Raw genomic sequence first — 20452 nt, forward strand, 5'->3', positions numbered from 1 at the left:
GTATTAATTACTCGCGGCTGCACGCTCTTGCCAGTATTTGAGCCCTTCTAACACACCTTCTGCATGCGTTGCTTTGCTGGTGTATACGTTATCTCGATTAGACAGGTAAGCGACCTCAGGGTAATGATTAGCGACCAATATTGAATTTACGCCTGCTATGGTTAGCATCGAGGTGTCGTTCGCTGAGTCGCCAGCCACGCACACCTCTTCAATGCTTAACTGATGCTGTTTTAGTAGGTGATGAATCGCTGTGGCCTTATTGACACCTCTAGGTGTGATATCGAAGTACCAATCGTGGGAGTAAGTAAGGTGTACATCTAAGCCGTGTGATTCCAGACGAGATTCGATCAACTCATGCTGGGGCTCTGAGAGTTTTCCTTCGAAAGTGATTTTGTAGTCCCCTTGATGGCTCTCTAGGCGTTCTCCCATGAAATCGAGCGATGCAAGTGCAGACTCAACCTTTGACTTGTTCCAATACGCTTCTAATTGATTATGCCAGGTGTGATCCGGCGTTTGGGAGTGTTCGTGATGAATTCTCGTACCTACGTCGCTGATAATCGTGTGTGGTTTCGGGTAGTTATCCGATGACAGGCCGACTCGAATTGAAGGCAGTGTTCTTCCTGTTGCAATGATAAAACGGATATCGGGTTGCTCGGTTAAGTAGTCAAATAACTGATTAACCCCATGAGAAGAGCCCCCATCTAACGTCCCATCAAAGTCACATATCAGCATTTTTATCATTCGAGTTCCTTGCTTGTTTCACTAGTCATAGTGGAAAGAATATCCATTTCTTCTGTAAAGAATGGCTCAGCAATGAGCACTCTACAAGTTGTCTGTTGGCTTAGATAATCGGCATTCTATAGTTTGCAGCAAGCATCACACTCGGCGTTATGTTCTGGATATCAAAGATCATTCTATCAATCGAAACGATACCTCATTGGGTACGTTCCTAGCGGCTTTTTGTACCTTTTCTCGGTGGTTTTTTACCCAAATATTTGTTTTGGTCTGGAATATTGAATGCTTCTTTTCTTCGTTGGCTTTATGCAGAACCTCCTTTGTATATAGACAAAGGCAGCAGGAAGTTTTGGCTCTAGCAATAGAGTTAATCTCCGGTTTTGAAATAATACCAAAATCACCACCAAATAGTTTGTATTCGAATTATTTGTACACGAACCATTTCTGCATGTTCTTGGTCTATTTAGCCTATTAATTGTTCTGATATAAAATAAATATTCAATAATCCATCAGTAAGTAATACATAATATCGCAGGTGTTGGTTGAGATTTAAATTTCTTTATTATCAATATTTTGCTTTATCTATGTTTGATATTTGACCTTTGTTTAGGCTGGGGTTTTTACGGTTTCTCATCATTTTTACGGTACGACACCCCTTGATTTGCATGGGTTAATTGCTTAGAGTGCTAATCGTTTTTCGGGTTTAAATAACCGTTTTAAAGTTTAAACAACCGTTTTTAAGTTTAAATAACTGTTTTCAAGTTTAGATAACTATAAGTTTAGATAACTAAGAAAGGATTAGATTACATGGATCCCATACTGGAAGTTAAGGGACTGTACAAGGTGTTTGGTGAAGACTCCGACCGTGCTTTTACAATGATTAATGAAGGCGCGAACAAAGACAAAGTTTTTGAAGAAACAGGTTTAACGATTGGCGTTAACGATGTTTCTCTTAGTATTCAAGAAGGCGAGATTTTCGTCATAATGGGACTGTCAGGATCTGGCAAATCAACCCTAGTACGCCTTCTTAATCGCTTGATCGAACCTACCAAAGGTAATGTGCTTCTTCGAGGCAAAGACATTGCCCACATCTCAGAAGATGAACTCCGCGAAGTCCGTCGTAACAACATCTCCATGGTTTTCCAAAACTTCGCATTGATGCCTCACATGACAGTAATTGAAAATGCCGCGTTTGGTCTTGAGCTAGCGGGTGTTGAAGTCGATAAGAGAAAACAGTCAGCATTTGAAGCGTTGGAACGAGTCGGTCTCGGGCCGTATTCAGAATCTTACCCTGATGAATTGTCTGGCGGTATGAAGCAGCGTGTTGGTTTGGCTCGTGCTCTAGCATGTGACCCTGATATTCTGTTAATGGACGAAGCATTTTCTGCACTTGACCCTTTGATTCGTACTGAAATGCAAGATGAACTGATTCGTCTTCAAAATGACGACAAACGAACCATTGTTTTCATCTCGCATGATTTGGATGAAGCGATGCGAATCGGTGACCGTATTGCGATCATGCAAAACGGTGAAGTGGTTCAAGTGGGTACACCAGACGAAATTCTTAACAACCCAGCGAACGATTATGTCGAAGCTTTCTTCCGCGGTGTAAATGTAGCAAGTGTTCTTACTGTGAAAGACATTGCTCGTAAGAAGCCAGCTGCAGTATTTAAAAAATCAGAACATGACGGCCCAGCGTCCGCTCTACAAATCTTGATGGATAACGACCGTGAATACGGCATTGTTGTTGAGAAGAGCAGTCGTTACTCCGGCATTGTCTCTGTTGATTCCCTTCGTAAAGCACATAAAGAGAACAAATCACTCGTCAGTGCGCAGCTCGATGATGGCCTAACGCTGAACCCTGATTTACCAATCAACGATGTGCTTGGCCTTGTTGGCGGTGTGCCTTATTCGGTTCCTGTTGTGGATGAGCAAGGTAATTACTTTGGCGTGGTAACTAAGTCACGACTGTTACAAACATTGGATAAGGGGTAGATCATGTCGTCTGAACAAACAAATAATGACCCATGGTCGCAGTCTACTAACTCAGGAGCGACAGCTCAGCCATCAAGTGATCCTTGGGGTCAAGCAGCGGATACCTCACCATCAGCAGATTGGTTAAGCAGCGAAACAGTCGAAACGACACCTTTTGATCCACTTAACCCTTTTGTAGAAGCAGTTCTGCCCGTCGACACTTGGGTAGAGTCTGGACTGAATTGGTTAGTTGAGCACGGACGTCCATTGTTTCAAGCTATTCGTGTGCCTATCGATTTCATTCTAAGTTCATTTGAAACGGCGTTGGTGTCGACACCTGCACCATTCATGTTGATCATCTTGTTTTTAGTTGCATGGCAGTTTTCAAACTTGAAGCTTGGTTTGGCTACAGCCGTTTCTTTGACTTTCATTGGCTTAATTGGCGCTTGGTCTGAAGCGATGACCACGCTTTCACTGGTCATGACATCGGTATTCTTCTGCCTATTGATTGGCTTACCCATGGGGATATGGCTCGCCCGCAGTAATACCGCGGCTAAATTCGTACGCCCAATTCTCGATGCCATGCAAACGACGCCAGCCTTCGTTTATTTAGTACCCATCGTAATGTTGTTTGGTATCGGTAACGTTCCGGGTGTCGTGGTAACCATCATATTCGCACTGCCACCAGTAGTACGTTTAACCATCTTGGGTATTCAGCAGGTACCGGAAGATTTGATCGAAGCGGGTCACTCATTCGGTGCAAGCAAAAAGCAGATGTTATATCGAATTCAACTGCCACTGGCATTGCCAACCATTATGGCGGGCGTGAACCAAACACTGATGTTGTCTCTATCTATGGTGGTTATCGCATCAATGATCGCGGTCGGTGGATTGGGTCAAATGGTACTGAGAGGTATTGGCCGACTGGATATGGGACTGGCCGCTGTTGGTGGCTTAGGCATTGTTATTCTTGCAATACTACTTGACCGCATTACCCAAGTTCTCGGGGTGAATGCAGGTAATACAAAATTACGCTGGTATCACATGGGGCCTGTTTCCCTTGTGCTAAAAGCTTTAAATCGCGGTAAACAATCAGAACTACAACTAAGGAAAAACACCAATGAATAATTCATGGAAGAGTAAGCTAGCCGTTAGCATCGTTTCGACACTGGCTGTATCAACGAACGTGTGGGCTGCAAGCTTACCGGGTGAAGGTGTATCAGTTCAGCCTGTTCAATCTTCAGTTGCTGAAGAAACGTTCCAAACACTGATTGTTAACCGTGCTCTAGAAGAGCTTGGCTACGACGTGAAATCAACACAAGAAGTGGACTACAACGTAGCTTACACCTCAATTGCAAAAGGTGATGCGACGTTCCTAACCGTAGGTTGGTTCCCACTTCATGCTGATAAATACAAAATGTCGGGTGGCGATGACAAATTCTACCGTGAAGGCCAATATGTAAGTGGTGCCGCTCAAGGTTACCTAATCGATAAAAAAACGGCTGAAAAATACAACATCACTAACATTGGTCAACTAACTGATCCAAAAATCGCTAAGTTGTTTGATGCTGACGGTGATGGTAAAGCAGATCTTGCGGGCTGTAACCCAGGTTGGGGTTGTGAGATGGTCATCGAACACCAACTTTCTTCATTTAAACTGGACGATACGGTAACTCATAACCAAGGTAACTATGCAGCGATCATCGCAGATACGATTTCACGTTACCAAAAGGGCGAGTCAGTTCTTTACTACACGTGGACACCTTATTGGGTGAGTGGTGTATTGGTTCCTAACGAAGATGTAGTTTGGTTAGAAGTTCCATTCTCTTCACTTCCGGGTGATCGTGCGAATGTTGATACGACTTTATCTAATGGCAAGAACTATGGTTTCGAAATGAACTCGATGCGTATTATTGCGAACAAAGAGTTTGCTAAGAACAACCCATCTGCGGCGAAGCTTTTTGAAATCATCAAACTTAACATCAATGATGTAAGTGCTCAGAACATGATGATGAGTAAAGGTAAGAACAGCTCGGCTGATATTGAAGCGCACGTAAACGGTTGGATCAAAGCGAACCGAAATACGTTTGATGCTTGGATTACAGAAGCGAAGAAAGCGGCACTATAACGGTTGTTTCTCGTAAGCAGTCGATGACAGGCTGTAATAAAAAGAGAAGGCCGGTAGTCTGATTCAGACTACCGGCCTTTGTTTTTCTAGCGACATAACTATTTTTTAGCGACATAACTACTGTTATCGCATTGTTTTTTAAAGCCGCTTGTTTCTTTAAAGGCGAGTAATTTAGCGTTCGCCCTGAACCTCAAAGTCATCGCTGACTAAACGAGCACAACCATCCGCTTCTAGTGCCCAGTGCTCACGATGCACAACACCAAACGCCTTGTTCATTGTCCAACTAGCGGTAAGAATGTAGCCGCCTTCTGGGTGCTCTTCCCACGTAACGTCTGTGTAATCAACGTCTTTGAAGCCTTGGTCGATGATGTTTTGCCAAAATGCTTGAATTGCTTCACGGCCTTCAAAAGTGCCAAATGGGCGAGCTTCCATCACACAAGCCTCTGTGTATTGATCAGCACAACCTTTCGCATCTTGGCTGTTGAATGCTTTTTGCCACGCGTTAATGCCTTTCTTACATGCTTCTAATACTTGGTTGTTTAACATTGCTTTTCTCCATAACAGTCTTCTTTCAAACACTGTGTCTTTGATTCGATATCTCGATAAGTTGGATTCAGTTTAGTCTTGGAAATTGATTTGAAAAACAGAGATAATAGAAAATACTGTATGTAAAAAGAGAACAATAAGATGAGTAAGCTAAAGCAGATGTCGATTTTCGCTCACATCGTAGAGCAGGGCTCAGTATCAGGCGCGGCTGAAAAACTTGAGTTATCAAAATCAGTGGTCAGTCAGCATCTTAAAATATTGGAGCAAGAGCTAGGGGCTTCACTTCTCAAACGCACAACACGAAGACAAACCTTAACCAGTATGGGTGAGCGTTTTTATTTAAGTTGCAAAGACATCAACGTGATTGCTGACTCGGCTTGGGATATGGCCAAAGCCGAGCTAGAAGAGCCACAAGGTAGAATTCGAATTACTGCTCCGAATGCGTTGATGGATTTATTGGTCGCGCCTGTTATTGCAGACTTGATGAAGCAATATCCGAAACTAAAGCCTGAGCTGATTAGTGATGATCAACACTTGGATTTTATGGAGCACGATATTGATCTCGCAGTACGAGTAGGAACTTCTCGTGACAGTAACCTAAAGCAGAAACGCTTGGGCGAGTTTAAAGACGTGTTGTGTGGCGTTGAAAGCCTGCGATCTCGTGAGCTGGACGCTATTCCTTACATTGCTAACTCATGGCAAGGTAAGCAAGTCTCTCATCATTTTACTTCTCAAAATGAGCAAGACTTTATTTACCAACAACGAGCAAGCTGCACTACGAACTCCTTTCATAGCTGCCTCGCCTTGATCAAATCTGGCGTTGGTATTGGTGTGATTCCAGACTTTTACCTTCATCAGTTGTCCGATGAGGTAGTCGACATCATGCCTAGCTTTCAATTACCCACTAACACGGTTTATGCGCTGAACCCATTCGCTTCCAACACACCTATCGCCATCAAACTGTGTGTTCAAGCGTTGGAAGAGAAGCTCAAACAGAACTTTGTTTAATACCAATTCGATAAGTCAGCGATCTAGTCAGAGGGCTGCAAGCAAATTTGGTAAGAGATTAGCCTGAGTAACAGTAAAAAAACGTTACCTGAGCGGGTCAAACGTACCCTCAAGCAAGAGAACTTGCTTACTCAGTGCAACGGTCTTAACGAGTTAAAAACGTGTGTTGAAGAGTCGATATGTACGTATGACGAGATGAGGCCCATCTGAGCCTAGGTATGCATGCACCAAATAATACACAAAAAAAGCCAGTAACTTGCGTTACTGGCTTACTAAAAGTCGTCAATCTATTTTAGGACTAGACACAGCTATCTAAAGGCTAACAATGACTACAAGTCCTATATGGTAGCTTCGGCTTAAGCTTGTAGCGCATTGACTGAGCCTGTGCCACCTGGATACCTAGTTGTTAGGGTAACCAGGGAACTTAGCTTTAAGTGCAGTTCGAGTCGGGAAGTACTTCTCCATAAATTTAACCATTGCAGGGTCGTTAGCCTGTAGCTCGGTAAACGTAGCTGAACTTAATTCTTGCGCACTGTAGCCTTTATGGTTTAAGTCGTAGTATGAATATAGAGAGTAGGCTAGATATTCTTGATCGTATGATTCTGCATCCAAATCAGCTTTGACAATCGTAGAGTCTTTTCCATTAGGAAAATATAAGCCTGCTTGAATGGCTTTTTCATTGAGTTCATCTAATTCTTTTTGCATCACTCCCCATTTTGATGACGGTGACTGCATCGCGAGGTTCATGATGCCGTAATCGTGTACAAAGTGAATTATCTCTTCAAATGCAGCGTCTCTTTTTGTCACTAAACCCGGTTTATTTTCGCCTGATGTTGTATCTGTTGTCTCTGTTGCAAATAAATCTTGGTAACGGTAATTCGCATCTAAGAAGTCACTCACATCTCTCTCTGACCAATCTTTGTCGAAAAAGAATGCCATTGTCGCTTTGCTGTCGTAAATCGCTTTGGTGACTTCTGCCGGGAAGTGCTCCAGGTAGTACTGCATAATTTTCTTAACGTGAGCTACTTTGTCTTCTGAATTTTCTAGCGACTTGTCTTCAACTAGAAGAGGGATCTTATAACCATGAGCTTCAACACAAGTCTGCTGCTTTACTCCCGCCTTGAGTAGAGCGCCCGTAGCATTTGAGATAACGGAGCAGTCATTAGTTGATACGAGGTTGAATGCTTTTGAAGCGTTTTGAGCGAAAGAAGGAACGAATTGAATACCATTACTCAAAGTATCATCAACACGAACGTAAAGGTTCATCGGTCTCCTTTGTGCCAGGTTAAACGTGACGCCAACATTATCTTTAATGAATTGTTTATCAATACGAACAGTGTCGGCCTTTTTCCATTGAACAATATTCTTGATGTTGCTTTCAACCTCGGCGATAGCAAGCTTTTCAGGTGTCGTCGTCGAATTGAAATTTTCGTAATAGATAGTGAAATTTTCGACCTCGTATTTTTTGCCTGCAGAGTTTGTTGCGGTTAACGAGAAAGTGATATCAGCATCGCTTTGAGTTTTGTAATTACGTTCAGGAATACCGTGAACTTGTGCGAAATAGCCGCTCGTTTTTTTTTCAGAACTATACTGAGTGATATCAATGTTTGTATTTTTTTCGGCACCCAGTTTCATCGACTTCACGCTAAAATGCAGTGAGTAGTCGTTTCCTAGGGTTGCAACTGAGCTTGAGCTGGACGCATCAATAATGTTCTTAGAATTGTTTGAGCTACTTGAGCTACTTGGGTTACTTGAGTTGCTATCACTGCCACCACAAGCGGTAAGCATTGTGGCTAAAACTAAAGTTGGAATAGTAAATTTATTCATCATAGGAAACCGACTATCTGCGAATTATAAGGCCACCATGGTACAATAAATCGTCTTTTTTCTTTGTAAGCATTTGTAAATCCCATGTACTTATAAAGGTATGGTATGGATGCACAAAAAAGCCTGAGTATATGAACTCAGGCTTTGAATGGTGTTCTTTTTTGGCAGTGAACTAAAGCTCGCTAGATTGCCTGACGAAGTTGGAAGTAACGTCCTTCTTCGTTTAACAGTTTCTCGTGAGAGCCGTGTTCTACAATCTCGCCTTGTTCAATCAGAACGATAGAATCCATTGATTCCAGACCAATCAAACGGTGCGTAATGAAGATAACCGTCTTGCCTTCGAAGTGCTTCTCGAACAGCGTCATGATGCTCTGCTCAGTTTGCTTATCTAAGCCTTCTGTTGGCTCATCTAGAAGCAGGATAGGGGCATCATGAAGAATGGCACGTGCGATACCAATACGGCGCTTTTCACCACCAGACAGTTGACGACCACCGTCACCCAACCAGCTATCAAGACCGTCATTCTCAAGCAGCTTTTCTAGACCAACGTCTTTAAGGATGTTAGCTAGGTGCTCATCGTTGGCATCTGGTTTCGCAATCAACAAGTTGTCGCGTAGGCTGCCATTCAAGATGTCGACACGCTGGCTTACCACACTGATTGATTCACGCAGTTGTGACTCGTTCCATTGTGTTAGTTCAATGCCCGCGATTGAGATGTAACCCTTTTTAGGATCCCAGTAGCGAGTCAGAAGCTGAATCAGAGTCGATTTACCTGAACCCGTTTGACCCACAATCGCAACCTTGTTTGTTGCAGGAATCGTTAGGTCAACAGCGTTCAGAACACTGCGCTCAGAATCAGGGTAGTTGAACGTCACGTTTGAGAACGTAATATCAAGCGGCTTGTTGATGTCAAGCTTCTCTTCAGCGAACTGAACTTCAGGCTCCGACAAAATAACTTCGTTCAAGCGACGAGCAGAAGACAGAGTTTGACCTAAATGCTGGAACGCGCCCGCAATAGGCATCAGCAGTTCAAAACTTGCCATAGTAGCGAACGCCATTAGCGCGATGAACGGGTCTGGTGCATTACCACCTACGCCGTCAGCCGCAAGCCAAAGCATAAGAACCAGCGTCAAACCGTTGAACAGCATTAGCGCTGCTGAAGCCATACCGGTTAGGTTGGCATTCACAAACTGATTCGCCATCAGCTTGTGTTGCGTTTCTAGAATCGCATTACGGTAACGCTCTTCCGCACCGAACAGAGTCAGTTCGCTGTAGCCTTCAATCCAATCTAGCGTAGTCACACGAAGATCGGCTTTGTTCTGTGTCAGTTCACCACCGTTACGTTTACCTAGCTTGTAAAACAAGATTGGCCAAACCAACAGCATGATCAGAAGGATAGAACCCAAGATCAAACCTAGTGAGCTATCGAACCACATTAAGAACAGAGTCAGGAAGAATATCCCGAACACACCCACCGTCACAGGGCTTACTAAGCGCAAGTACACGTGATCCATTGCATCGACATCAGCAACCAAACGGTTGAGTAGGTCAGCGTCACGAAGATTTGAAATACGACCTGGGATCAGCGGTGCCAGTTTCTTGAAGAAGAAGATACGCAGATCAGTTAATAGCTTGAATGTCGCATTGTGGCTGACAACACGTTCACCCCAACGACCCGCAGTGCGGCTCATTGCCAAACCACGTACACCACCACCCGGTAGCATGTAGTTGAAGGTTTCACGTGCAATCGTAAGGCCTGCAACCGCAGAAGCTGAAATGAACCAGCCTGATAGTGTTAACAAGCCGATAGAAGCCGACAGAGTAGCAAAAGCCAATAGCATGCCTAGCGATAGGCCAAACCAATGCTTTTTATAGAGTTTCAGGTAAGGCAGTAAATCACGCATCTAAATTACCCTTATTATCTTGTTGAGCTAAGTTCGCGTTCAGCATCTCTTCAAACAAACCACCCGCAGTCGAAAGCTGAGAGTAATGACCTTGTTCAACCAGACCACCATCGCGCATAACCAGAATATTATCGACTGATTTAAGAGGAGCGAGTTGGTGCGTCACAAGCAGGGCAGTTCGGCTTTCAATATTGCTATTGATGCCTTTCATTACTAACTGTTCACTACGAGTATCTAGGCTGGCTGTTGGTTCATCTAATAACCAGAACTGACCGTCTTGAATCATTGCGCGAGCCAAAGCTAAACGCTGAGATTGACCAACAGACAGGCCGCCGGAGCGATCAGAAATCATGTAATCCAAGCCGTGCTCGTTTACAAATTCGCTAGCAAATGATTGCTCAAGTGCATTCTCGACAACTTGGTCAGCAATACCGTGCTTACCGAGAGTGACGTTGTCACGAATGCTGCCGTGCAGTAGCAACGGGTTTTGACCAACCCAGCTAATGGTTTTACGCCAAGAGGCTAAGTCGAGGTCACGCAATTCAATATCATTGATTTTCAAGCTTCCTTCATAAGGCATGAAACCAAGGATGGCATTGATCAAACTTGTTTTACCCGCACCACTTGGGCCAACTAACGCAGTCGATTGGCGAGTGTTCAATACGAACGAGATAGGGCCAACTAATTGAACACCTTCAGGGCTTAACACTTTTAGGTCGGTAGCTTCAATATTGATGCCTTGAGCTGAATCGAGTTGAGTGTTACCTGATTTAACCTTAGTGATGTCTGTTTCTAGGAACTCGACAATACTTTCAGCTGCGCCAACCGCTTGTTGCTTCGCGTGGTAGAAAGTACCTAAGTCACGTAGAGGTTGGTAAAACTCTGGCGCTAAGATAAGGATAAACAAACCTGCGAATAGCGTAATGCCTGCACCGTAATGACCAAAGTTCAGCTCACCAATATAAGTGAAACCAAAGTAAACCGCCGTCATCGCGATAGAGATAGACGTGAAGAACTCAAGTACCGCAGAAGACAAGAAAGCGATTTTCAACACATCCATGGTACGCGTTCTGAACACTTCAGATGCACCTTTAAGTACTTCTGTTTCAGCGTTGGTGCGGTCAAATAGACGAATGGTTGTCATAGACTGAAGACGGTCGTAAAAATGACCAGAAAGACGCTGAAGCGCTTTGAAGTTTTTACGGTTTGCGTCAGCGGCTTTCATACCAACCAATGCCATGAACATTGGTACCAGTGGTGCAGTAATCAAGAAGATCAAACCCGCCGCCCAGTTGACTGGGAACACGACCACAAGAATGATAAACGGAATCATCACCGACAGAGACATCTGAGGTAAGTAGCGAGAGAAGAAGTCTTGCATGTCTTCAACTTGCTCTAACAACAGCGTTGCCCACGTACCGGCAGGTTTACCTTTGATGTAAGCAGGGCCTAACTCGCGTAACTTATCTAGGATGAGTTGCCTGATGTAGACACGGATCTGTTCACCACAGCGATAACCTGCGATTTCACGTCCCCATGTACAGCCAGCACGGCCAACGACCGATAATGCCAAGCCTGCGAAATGACCAACCAGTTCAGATTTATCGACATTTTCGATGATCAGCTGGTGAAGAATAGAGGCGAGAAGAGCTGCTTGAGCAATTAAGAACACGCTTGAAAGTACGCCAAGGCTAATCGCAATCATAAGCCAGCGTTTCGCTAACTTACTCTGTTGCTTAAGCCACTTGTTCAAGCTGCGTTGTTTTTTCTTATCCATTATGAAGGCTTAATGATAATTATTATTTGTTGAGGGCGGCTAGTATACAAAAGAAAGCCCAGTGGATATACCACTGGGCTCTAGGGATTTACAACAAAATGTGATGACGCCCTGCATCTACTGAGGTGAGGGCTTCGATATTTAAATCTGCAATCTCAGATTTACTTATCGTTAAGGCCATCCAGGAAGCGTTCAGCATCCAGTGCAGCCATACAACCTGTGCCAGCAGAAGTGATTGCTTGGCGGTAGTTGTGGTCCATTACATCACCTGCAGCGAACACGCCTGGGATGCTAGTTTGTGTCGCGTTACCTTCAAGACCAGACTGAACAATGATGTAGTCATCTTTCATGTCGACTTGGCCTTTGAAGATTTCAGTGTTTGGTTGGTGACCGATAGCAATGAACGCGCCCATTACTTCGATGTCTTCTGTCTTATCAGACTGAGTATCTTTAATACGAACGCCAGTTACGCCCATGTCGTCGCCCAGAACTTCGTCTAGCGTGCGATCAGTGTGAAGAACAATGTTGCCGCTCTCTACTTTGTCCATTAAACGTTTCACTAGGATCTTTTCAGCGCGGAACGTGTCACGACGGTGAACTAAGTGAACTTCAGACGCGATGTTAGACAGGTAAAGTGCTTCTTCAACAGCGGTGTTACCACCACCAACAACGGCCACTTTCTGGTTGCGATAGAAGAAACCATCACACGTTGCACAAGCAGAAACGCCACGGCCTTTGAATGCTTCTTCAGAATCTAAACCTAGGTACTTAGCTGATGCGCCCGTTGAGATGATCAATGCATCACACGTGTACTCGCCAGAATCGCCTTTAAGACGGAAAGGGCGGTTTGATAGATCGACTTCGTTAATGTGGTCGAACAGGATCTCTGTTTCAAAGCGCTCTGCGTGCTCTTTCATGCGATCCATTAGTGCTGGACCCGTTAAACCTTCAGCATCACCCGGCCAGTTTTCAACTTCTGTCGTGGTTGTAAGCTGACCACCTTGCTGCATACCGGTAACCAGTACTGGGTTTAGGTTTGCACGAGCAGCGTAAACTGCAGCTGTATAGCCAGCAGGGCCAGAACCAAGAATCAATAAATTACAGTGCTTTACGTCGCTCATGAGGACTCCGAAATTGAAATTGTTTTTATTTATAATCGCTTAGGATTGTATGGAAAATATGGAGGCAATAAAAGGTTAAACAAGGGCAGAAGTGTAATTAATCGTTATAGGTTAGAACTTAATCGAGACAAACGTTTTCGTGGTTGGAAGATCGGTGAAACTACCGTCTTCTTTAAGGATTGCTGCTGCCGCTTTTTCGATTTCTAACTTCCATATCAAAATACGCCCAAATACCTGTATATAAAAACAGTATTTAGTTATAAGATTGCACGCACGTTTGATAGGCAACGTTAGAAAGATGAGGAACGAGCGATGAACTTACTCCCAACAGGCACACAGCTAGGTAAATTGGAACTACTGGAAGTGTATCAAGACGTCTTAGGGCCGAAGTGCTTTTCGGTTAAGAATGAAAACACTCAAAGGTTTATGGTGTATTGGAGTGGGGATTACGACGCCGGCAAATGCATTAAGTGGGCTTACATTCCGGTGACCAAACCATTGCTTGCCAGCTTGCTAAACAAAGAAGTGAGCTTTCACGATGCGTTCCACCGTTCAGACAAGCTTTATTTAGCGACTATCTACACAAACGAAGTAGGGAAGCCCGCGAAAGTCGAACTGCTAAACACAACGAACAAGCATTTAGTAAACCTACCGCCCGTTGATTTTGAAATCGACCTTGAAGAAGCATGTGTGTTTTAGTTTCTACAAGATTAGTTACGGGCTCCGAAGCGTCTAATTGGACATTAGCAATTAATGAATTACTTCTTGTAAGGAAAATATGCAAGTAGTTAGGCGACAACAATACTTAGCAGGAACTGCGCCTTCATGGATTCAATCTGAATTAGAGGTTAAGACTTCAACACATTTACTTAGGCTTGCTAGAGCTATAGCCATACATTAAGAAATAATATACGGCTATGTTGGGATAGCTAGAATGGTAATTAACCTGACTACTTAGCCATAGTTTTGATGCTATGTAGTCAAAGTTGAGCTCAAAACTCTACAGCTCGGCTTAATCAATTAAACAATTATTTCAAACACTGGTAACAACAAAAGCCTGTTTTAGCCTTAGAAGCCCAATTTGACTTGGTCCTTAATGACAAGTAAATCCGTTGATGCCATAATTGACGTGAGATTAAACAAGAGATTATAACAAAATGATAGACTTAGACGTATTTACTGAGCAAGCTGAGTACATCCCCAAAAAATCATTTAAAAAGTGGACAATCAGCCATCAAAATGAAGTAGATATAGTCAAAAAGCTCACGCAAGGGGGAGCTAAACTAATTACCGGACCTAGAGGGTGTGGTAAGACTACTCTGATGCTCAAAGCTTATAACAACCTGATATCGAGTAAGCGAGCCAATACCTTACCAGTGTATGTTAACTTCAAGTCTTCATTAAAGTTGGAGCCTTTGTACAGAAATAATCCAAACGCAGCTTATTGGTTCAATCAATGGCTTTTATTGAAAGTTCTCTTAGGACTTTATGAAAGTCAGGAAATTGCTTTAGGCGAACAAAGCTTATCTTTTTTATCAATGAGTAAAGCCCATATTCAAAAAGTAGTTGAACTACTTGAAATGGGAAGAGTTGACTTGATTGATGAAAATGAAGATCACGTAAGCATCTCTATTATAGATAGCTGTATAAATAGTGTTATTTCCAATCTCGGTAAATCTAGGTGTGCACTGCTGCTTGATGATGCTGGCCATGCTTTCTCAGCAGAACAACAGCATGACTTTTTTGAATTTTTCAGAGAAGTGAAATCTAAATCCATATCCCCTAAAGCAGCTATTTACCCTGGAGTTACAAGCTACTCGTCTTCTTTCCACGTTGGGCATGATGCAGAAGAAATTGATGTATGGGTTAAACCAACGGACAATGGCTACTTAGACTTTATGCATCAATTATTGAAAAGTCGGTTCAACGAACAGGTTTATCTTCAATTAACAAAACATGAGCATCTACTCAACCTCATGTGCTATGCAGCATATGGTATTCCTCGTTCGCTGTTAAATATGATTTCTGAATTGTGTAAAATTAACGCCGATGCAAATGGAGGGGATGCTGCAGAGATAAAATTGGATAATAAAAGAACGCTCGCTGCTATCAAGGGATCGTTTGAAAAAAGTTATCAAATATATGATTCATTAAGATTGAAACTACCTATGTATAGTAACTTTATTGACACAGGTGCATCATTTTTTGAAAACAGTTTGAAACTTTTAAAAGAATTTAATAAAGGACCAGATACAACTAAGCAGAGCTCAATTATCGCCATAAAAAGGCCTATTAGCCCAGAATTAGGTAAAGTAATCGGTTTCTTTCAGTATTCAGGGATAATATCGCCATCAGGTATAAGTAGTAGAGGTAATAAAGGTGTATATGAACTTTATGAGCTTCATTATGCAGCGATAATTGATAGAAATGTGTTCTTTAGTAGCCGTGGTATTAATGTTGAAAACTACTGTTTAGCGTTTAGTAGTCGGCCTAACCACCATTACCCAAGGCACGGTGAACAATCACTGTTAGAAGCGATAGAGTGTTCTTTTGTCCTAGCATTACCAGCGTGCGAAGTATGTAAAACACCTAGGCTGTCGGATGAAGCAAGGTTTTGCATGAGTTGTGGTTCAAAACTAAAAGATGCATCTATATTTGAAGACATTGTTAATCAAGATATATCGAAATTACCGATCACAGAAGCTCGTGCACAATCGATAAAAGAGTCATCAAAGATTAGAATTATCAAAGATATCTTGATGGATCATGATAATAAAGAGTTACGTAGCGTAAGAATGATTGGTCCCACATGGGCTAAAAAAATCCGTAATTATGCAGAGGAGTTTATTGCGTAATGTCATGGAGAAATAGCATATGCCAGCAAAGTGGTGTGGAAAGAGTCACTGATCTGAATCGTTATGTGTCTAGGGTTTCAATCTCTACTGATTCACCTATTGATCAATTCTACAAAGAAACTAGAAATATTATATCTTTTGCGACGCCTCAGAATATCAATAGTTCACCTACTTTAGGTGCATTAAGTACCGTTGGAATTGTGTCATGTTGTGAAAATTATTTTCGTCAAATCTTTAGTGAAATACTTAGCATCTGTAGTGATGCTCAAAAGAATGCGGCGTCACAAACAATCAATATGGGATCAGTAATTTGGCACCCCAATTCTGAAATGGCTAAAGGTGCTTTCGAACATACATCGTTAGCTGCATCGGAAAACATTTGTAAAACAAGTGATAAATATCTAGGTATAAAGCTTAAGTCGCTTGGGCTTGAAGCAATACTTGCAGAGTTCGATAAGATATGTGAATTACGGCATGGTATTGTTCACTCAAATAGGGTTTTAGCCGGTAAAAATGGGATAAAACTTAAGCTCGAGTCTTCGGCTAATCTTACTTTGATTGATGTGAAATTTGCAGAACTTCAGGAAATATTGGCGGTATGCCAAGCATTGATAATTTCGACAAATTCAACGCTATTTGGTGTCATGTGTGAGCGTTGGGCTAAGTCTTGGAGATCAAATCCGTCTTGGACTTCAAGTAAAGAAAATGAAAAATTTAAGCAAATTTGGTTCTTATTTCGTTCTAATATGGATTCATCTAATAGTTTAATTACACGAGATATTACTTGGATAAAATGTCGAAATGAAGTGAAGAAAGAGTTTAATGTTTAAACTTTTATCCTCTCAATTAATATTAAAGATGATAGAAGAGGCTGATACTTAGTCTTAAACTAGCCTCTTACCTCATAATCGAATTCATAACTTTCTCGAAGTTTAGACCAAGTTTTGACAGGTTTTGAACACTACGCACAGGTTTAACACTTGTCATTACGTCGAATTTCCCCCCCGTGATACAACACGGGGATTCACGACGAACAGCATTAGAAGAATGGATAACTTCTAGTAGGGCAAAGCCCATAAACAGGATGTGAATGAGTAAAAGGTCTATCTAAAAAAGCATAAACGTATTGGCGAAGAACATCAAACATTTGTGAACATCTACTGATGCTCTGGGCAGTCAAAAATACTAAGTAAACTACCTTCGTAATATTCCATTTCAAGCAATCCACATAAACTGCATCATCAATTCGAATTAGGTGTACACCGTTTAAATCTGAGTGTTTTCGTGACTGAAAGATCAGTGAAGTCTTAGTCTTTAAAGGAAGCTAATTGACTTGGGGCGGCCGAGTTCCCCCCGAACTCGACCTGTTCCAGACGCGCAAGCAAAGGCGTTTGGTTTCTGGCTTACTCATAAATTAACCAATTTCAGTTTGTTGTGTAAATAATCAATAGCTTGGCAACTGATAGGTAGGTCGTATTTCATTGTGCAAAAGCATAGAAATGAATGATGGTGAACGTGATGCCTGAACTCAGGTAAGGAGGCTGGCGTATTGAAGCGAAAGGGCTGACACAATATGAAACATAGCTTGCCAGTTAATAATATCGTTTAATTTAAATTTTTAGGGATTTATAACTGGCTAGTGGAGTGTGCTAGTTTTAAGAGTTGGTCATCTTTTATTCTGGTGTTATACACTGCTTTTTATTTCTAGATTGGATTTAGTGTCTGAATTATTAAATCTTACGGGATAAATGATTGTTTAATGTTGATTTGACAAGATCTTCAAGTATCCTTTATGTAAACAAAACGTTAAATATCGAAAGTTAATTAACAATCATTAAGGAGTCGATGATGTTACATGCTCACGAAAATACCCTACATATTACCCACCTCAGTAACCACGCGGTTGAGGAGTTGTCACCATCATTCTCTAAGCTACCAAGCACAGAGCATGCGGATGGCCAGTTTCGATTGAGAAGGTACTCGGTGGTTCAATTCAGTAATGGACAAGTCGTTGAGCAAGACAAACATAACTTTGTTCAGTCTGAAAACATTAATCACTTTCAAGGTGACGTTGTTCGTCAGTTCGAGCCAATTGAAGCGAATATTTTAAGCAGTGAAGGCATGCAAGAAATGTGTGAACTGTTTATTGAAACCAATGGGCTTGAAGACGGACAAGAAATCGAAATCCATCAAATCCGTATTGCCGCTATTTTTGAAGAAACTCAGGTTGCACCAGAAGGTGTTCACCAAGATGGTTTTGACCACATCGCGATTATTGGTGTTACTCGTCACAACATCGTTGGTGGTGAAGTGATGCTGTATCAAGATAGCCACGAAGCGCCATTCTTTAGAAAAGTGTTAGGCGATGGCGAAGTGGCAATGCTTGCTGATAGTAAGCTTTGGCACAATGCACAACCGATTCGTACCATAGACCACGGCGAGATGGGCTACATGGATGTGTTTGTATTAACGGCTAAGGATGCGCGCAATGTCCTTCACTCTTAATGATGTGCGCCAACAGTTTAGCGCGTTAGGCCAATATCATAACGGCAAGCCAGTCACTTTTTTTGATGGACCGGGTGGCTCTCAGGTGCCTGAGAATGTTTTAGCTTCAATGACCGAATACCTAGGGCATTTCAATTCAAACCTAGGCGGCCACTACTTTTCTAGCCAAAAGACCACAAGCTTAATGCAGCAAGCAAGAGAAGCGGCGCAAGCACTGCTTAATGCGGAGTCTTCTGGCAACGTTGTGTTTGGTCCGAACATGACATCGCTGACCTTCCAATTGAGCCGATCGATCAGTCGCGATTGGAAAGAGGGCGATGAAGTTATTGTCACTGCGTTAGACCATTACTCAAATGTATCGAGCTGGCAGCAAGCGGCAGACGACAAAGGTGCTATCGTTCGCCAAGTTCGCGTAGACGAGTCGGATTGCAGTTTAGATATGGCGCACTTTGAATCGCTGCTTAACGAGAAAACCAAGCTTGTCGCGGTGACGTTTGCTTCAAACACGACAGGCTCGATTGTTGACATGGCGAAAGTTATCGAGCTTGCACATCAATATGGCGCTCAGGTTTATGTCGATGCCGTTCATTACGCGCCACACCATTTGGTCGATGTTCAGCAATTGAATTGTGATTTCTTAGCGTGTTCAGCTTATAAGTTTTTCGGCCCGCATGTGGGTATTGCTTATGTTGCGCCTCAATGGCTGCATACTTTAAAGCCTTACAAGGTAGAGCCTGCAACCAATATTGGCCCAGGTCGTTTTGAGACAGGTACGCAAAGTTTTGAAGGCCTTGCCGGTGTGATTGCGGCGGTAGATTACTTGGCGCAGTTAGGTGATCCCGCCGATTCATTGCGTTCTCGTTTAGAGCAAAGCTATGCGCTTTATAATAAGCATGAAAGCCAACTCAGTGAGTATTTCCTTAAGCGCTTGGCCGATCTTGAAGGGGCAAAGCTTTACGGAAAAACCGAGTTTGATTCGAATCTAAGAACGCCAACCTTTGCGATTACCTTTGAGAACCATTCTCCAGAGTTCATCGCTAAGAAGTTGGGTGAGCATAATATCTGTGTGTGGAATGGTCACTTCTACGCTTTAGGTTTGGTGAAGCAGTTGGGTATTGAAGAGCAGGGCGTGGTGCGTATTGGTTGTATGCATTACAACTCGATTGAAGAGATCGACTTGTTGTTCAATGTGCTTGAAGGGATCTTGCGAAGCCACTAGCAGGAGTAATTAGCAAGAAGTCACTAGTGCTTTAATAGCGACAAAATTAGAAAAAAGCATGCTTCTCTCAAGAATATTGAGTAGGAAGTATGCTCTTTTTGTTTGATTGAGCTTATTTGCTCAACGCCAGTTATTCGAATAAGCCCTTGATTTAACTAAGACAGGTGCTTAACCAGAGCTGCACCTACTGCGTGAGCACTGGTTGGGTTCTGACCGGTAATCACTCGCTCATCAACGATCACAAGCTCTTGCCAAGGTTGAACCTTGTTGAAACGCGCTGCGCTGCGAGCAAGAGACTCTTCCAGTAGAAATGGAATGTCGTTGATTGTGCCAAAGTCGATCTCTTCTTCACGTGTAAAGCCAGTCACCGATTTAGAGCTTAATAGCTTCTCGCCGTTGCTTAAAACAATCGGAAGCAGTGCTGCTGGGCCGTGACATACTGATGCGATCACACCGCCATCTTCATAATGCTTAGCGGCAATCGTTGCGAATTGCTCGTCGGTTGCTAAGTCAGAAAGTAGGCCGAATCCACCTGGGTAGAAGATAGCATCGTAGCTTTCTATGTTAACTTGGCTTACCGGAATTGTATTGTTAATGCGGTTCTGGAAGTCATCATCAGCTAAGATCTCTGCGTTTACTGAATCACCTTCAATATCGGTTCCATACAGTGGACCTTTACCACCCTTGATAGACGCGATGTCGTACTCAAAACCCGCAGCAATGATCTCTTTCAGTGCATGAGTCAGTTCTGGAGCGTAAGTACCGTTCGCTTGGTCTGTATCGCCTAGTGTTGCGTGGTTAGTTACTGGGATTAGTATTTTTTTCATGATTCGTTCCTTTGAGCACGTTTGTT

Annotated in this window: 16 protein-coding genes and 1 pseudogene; 10 read left to right on the forward strand and 7 right to left on the reverse strand. The window is 42.8% G+C overall.

Going from position 1 to position 20452, the window contains the following annotated elements; genetic code table 11:
- Positions 1-3 precede the first annotated feature (3 nt).
- On the reverse strand, positions 4-741 hold the full coding sequence (locus tag OCV44_RS05975) for an HAD-IIB family hydrolase (protein ID WP_139684655.1): 738 nt from the start codon (positions 739-741) through the stop codon (positions 4-6).
- Between the two features lie 801 nt (positions 742-1542).
- On the opposite strand from OCV44_RS05975, the gene proV reads away from it, so the two are divergent.
- The 3 genes from proV to proX are packed head-to-tail and all read left to right on the forward strand — an operon-like array spanning position 1543 to position 4837.
- Complete coding sequence (gene proV / locus OCV44_RS05980) at positions 1543-2730, forward strand: glycine betaine/L-proline ABC transporter ATP-binding protein ProV (RefSeq protein WP_139684654.1); 1188 nt, start codon at positions 1543-1545, stop codon at positions 2728-2730.
- Positions 2731-2733: 3 nt separating this feature from the next.
- Entirely contained in the window at positions 2734-3837 is a 1104-nt protein-coding gene (proW, locus tag OCV44_RS05985) for a glycine betaine/L-proline ABC transporter permease ProW (RefSeq protein ID WP_139684653.1), read from the forward strand.
- Positions 3830-4837 carry a glycine betaine/L-proline ABC transporter substrate-binding protein ProX gene (gene proX, locus OCV44_RS05990; RefSeq protein ID WP_139684652.1) on the forward strand — a complete coding sequence of 336 codons (1008 nt, stop codon included), beginning with the start codon at positions 3830-3832 and terminating at the stop codon, positions 4835-4837. Before proW ends, proX begins: the two co-directional genes overlap by 8 nt.
- A gap of 171 nt (positions 4838-5008) precedes the next feature.
- Here the strand turns inward: proX and OCV44_RS05995 are convergent, their stop codons facing one another.
- The gene (locus OCV44_RS05995) at positions 5009-5383 is read right to left on the reverse strand and encodes a YybH family protein (protein WP_139684651.1); all 375 of its coding nucleotides are present in this window, start codon (positions 5381-5383) and stop codon (positions 5009-5011) included.
- Between the two features lie 141 nt (positions 5384-5524).
- Here OCV44_RS05995 and OCV44_RS06000 point away from each other — a divergent pair, with 141 nt between their 5' ends.
- Positions 5525-6391 (forward strand): LysR family transcriptional regulator, encoded by an 867-nt coding sequence (locus OCV44_RS06000; RefSeq protein ID WP_139684650.1) that lies wholly within the window; start codon positions 5525-5527, stop codon positions 6389-6391.
- Positions 6392-6790: 399 nt separating this feature from the next.
- Here the strand turns inward: OCV44_RS06000 and OCV44_RS06010 are convergent, their stop codons facing one another.
- The 4 genes from OCV44_RS06010 to trxB form a co-directional block, all read right to left on the reverse strand.
- Positions 6791-8221, reverse strand: a complete 1431-nt coding sequence (locus OCV44_RS06010) for a hypothetical protein (protein WP_139684649.1) — start codon at positions 8219-8221, stop codon at positions 6791-6793.
- Positions 8222-8400: 179 nt separating this feature from the next.
- Entirely contained in the window at positions 8401-10122 is a 1722-nt protein-coding gene (gene cydC / locus OCV44_RS06015; protein WP_139684648.1) for a heme ABC transporter ATP-binding protein/permease CydC, read from the reverse strand.
- Positions 10115-11899, reverse strand: a complete 1785-nt coding sequence (cydD, locus tag OCV44_RS06020) for a heme ABC transporter permease/ATP-binding protein CydD (protein ID WP_139684647.1) — start codon at positions 11897-11899, stop codon at positions 10115-10117. The genes cydC and cydD overlap by 8 nt, the downstream gene beginning before the upstream one ends.
- A gap of 161 nt (positions 11900-12060) precedes the next feature.
- The gene (gene trxB, locus OCV44_RS06025) at positions 12061-13020 is read right to left on the reverse strand and encodes a thioredoxin-disulfide reductase (protein WP_102567002.1); all 960 of its coding nucleotides are present in this window, start codon (positions 13018-13020) and stop codon (positions 12061-12063) included.
- 312 nt (positions 13021-13332) lie between these two features.
- Between trxB and OCV44_RS06030 the strand changes: the two genes are divergently transcribed.
- The 6 genes and pseudogenes from OCV44_RS06030 (at position 13333) to OCV44_RS06055 (ending at position 19599) form a co-directional block, all read left to right on the forward strand.
- A complete protein-coding gene (locus OCV44_RS06030; protein ID WP_139684646.1) occupies positions 13333-13719 on the forward strand; it encodes a DUF6575 domain-containing protein in 387 nt (128 codons plus the stop codon).
- A gap of 82 nt (positions 13720-13801) precedes the next feature.
- Positions 13802-13921: pseudogene (locus OCV44_RS06035) on the forward strand (regulator); the annotation flags it as partial.
- Positions 13922-14177: 256 nt separating this feature from the next.
- Complete coding sequence (locus OCV44_RS06040) at positions 14178-15875, forward strand: P-loop NTPase family protein (protein ID WP_102548918.1); 1698 nt, start codon at positions 14178-14180, stop codon at positions 15873-15875.
- Positions 15875-16705, forward strand: a complete 831-nt coding sequence (locus OCV44_RS06045) for a ribonuclease H family protein (RefSeq protein ID WP_102548917.1) — start codon at positions 15875-15877, stop codon at positions 16703-16705. The genes OCV44_RS06040 and OCV44_RS06045 overlap by 1 nt, the downstream gene beginning before the upstream one ends.
- A gap of 1018 nt (positions 16706-17723) precedes the next feature.
- Complete coding sequence (locus OCV44_RS06050; protein WP_139684645.1) at positions 17724-18380, forward strand: 2OG-Fe dioxygenase family protein; 657 nt, start codon at positions 17724-17726, stop codon at positions 18378-18380.
- Entirely contained in the window at positions 18364-19599 is a 1236-nt protein-coding gene (locus OCV44_RS06055; protein WP_139684644.1) for a cysteine desulfurase-like protein, read from the forward strand. Before OCV44_RS06050 ends, OCV44_RS06055 begins: the two co-directional genes overlap by 17 nt.
- Positions 19600-19754: 155 nt before the next feature.
- Here the strand turns inward: OCV44_RS06055 and OCV44_RS06060 are convergent, their stop codons facing one another.
- On the reverse strand, positions 19755-20426 hold the full coding sequence (locus OCV44_RS06060) for a type 1 glutamine amidotransferase domain-containing protein (RefSeq protein ID WP_139684643.1): 672 nt from the start codon (positions 20424-20426) through the stop codon (positions 19755-19757).
- Between the last annotated feature and the right edge of the window lie 26 nt (positions 20427-20452).

Source organism: Vibrio tasmaniensis, from assembly GCF_024347635.1.
GTDB lineage: Bacteria > Pseudomonadota > Gammaproteobacteria > Enterobacterales > Vibrionaceae > Vibrio > Vibrio tasmaniensis.

Coding starts and splice junctions, on each gene's coding strand:
- OCV44_RS06050 (WP_139684645.1), top strand. CDS start 17,724: ATGTTACATGCTCACGAAAATACCCTACATATTACCCACCTCAGTAAC.
- OCV44_RS06010 (WP_139684649.1), bottom strand. CDS start 8,221: ATGATGAATAAATTTACTATTCCAACTTTAGTTTTAGCCACAATGCTT.
- trxB (WP_102567002.1), bottom strand. CDS start 13,020: ATGAGCGACGTAAAGCACTGTAATTTATTGATTCTTGGTTCTGGCCCT.
- OCV44_RS05975 (WP_139684655.1), bottom strand. CDS start 741: ATGATAAAAATGCTGATATGTGACTTTGATGGGACGTTAGATGGGGGC.
- proV (WP_139684654.1), top strand. CDS start 1,543: ATGGATCCCATACTGGAAGTTAAGGGACTGTACAAGGTGTTTGGTGAA.
- OCV44_RS06060 (WP_139684643.1), bottom strand. CDS start 20,426: ATGAAAAAAATACTAATCCCAGTAACTAACCACGCAACACTAGGCGAT.
- OCV44_RS06030 (WP_139684646.1), top strand. CDS start 13,333: ATGAACTTACTCCCAACAGGCACACAGCTAGGTAAATTGGAACTACTG.
- cydD (WP_139684647.1), bottom strand. CDS start 11,899: ATGGATAAGAAAAAACAACGCAGCTTGAACAAGTGGCTTAAGCAACAG.
- cydC (WP_139684648.1), bottom strand. CDS start 10,122: ATGCGTGATTTACTGCCTTACCTGAAACTCTATAAAAAGCATTGGTTT.
- OCV44_RS06040 (WP_102548918.1), top strand. CDS start 14,178: ATGATAGACTTAGACGTATTTACTGAGCAAGCTGAGTACATCCCCAAA.
- OCV44_RS06055 (WP_139684644.1), top strand. CDS start 18,364: ATGTCCTTCACTCTTAATGATGTGCGCCAACAGTTTAGCGCGTTAGGC.
- OCV44_RS06000 (WP_139684650.1), top strand. CDS start 5,525: ATGAGTAAGCTAAAGCAGATGTCGATTTTCGCTCACATCGTAGAGCAG.
- proW (WP_139684653.1), top strand. CDS start 2,734: ATGTCGTCTGAACAAACAAATAATGACCCATGGTCGCAGTCTACTAAC.
- OCV44_RS06045 (WP_102548917.1), top strand. CDS start 15,875: ATGTCATGGAGAAATAGCATATGCCAGCAAAGTGGTGTGGAAAGAGTC.
- proX (WP_139684652.1), top strand. CDS start 3,830: ATGAATAATTCATGGAAGAGTAAGCTAGCCGTTAGCATCGTTTCGACA.
- OCV44_RS05995 (WP_139684651.1), bottom strand. CDS start 5,383: ATGTTAAACAACCAAGTATTAGAAGCATGTAAGAAAGGCATTAACGCG.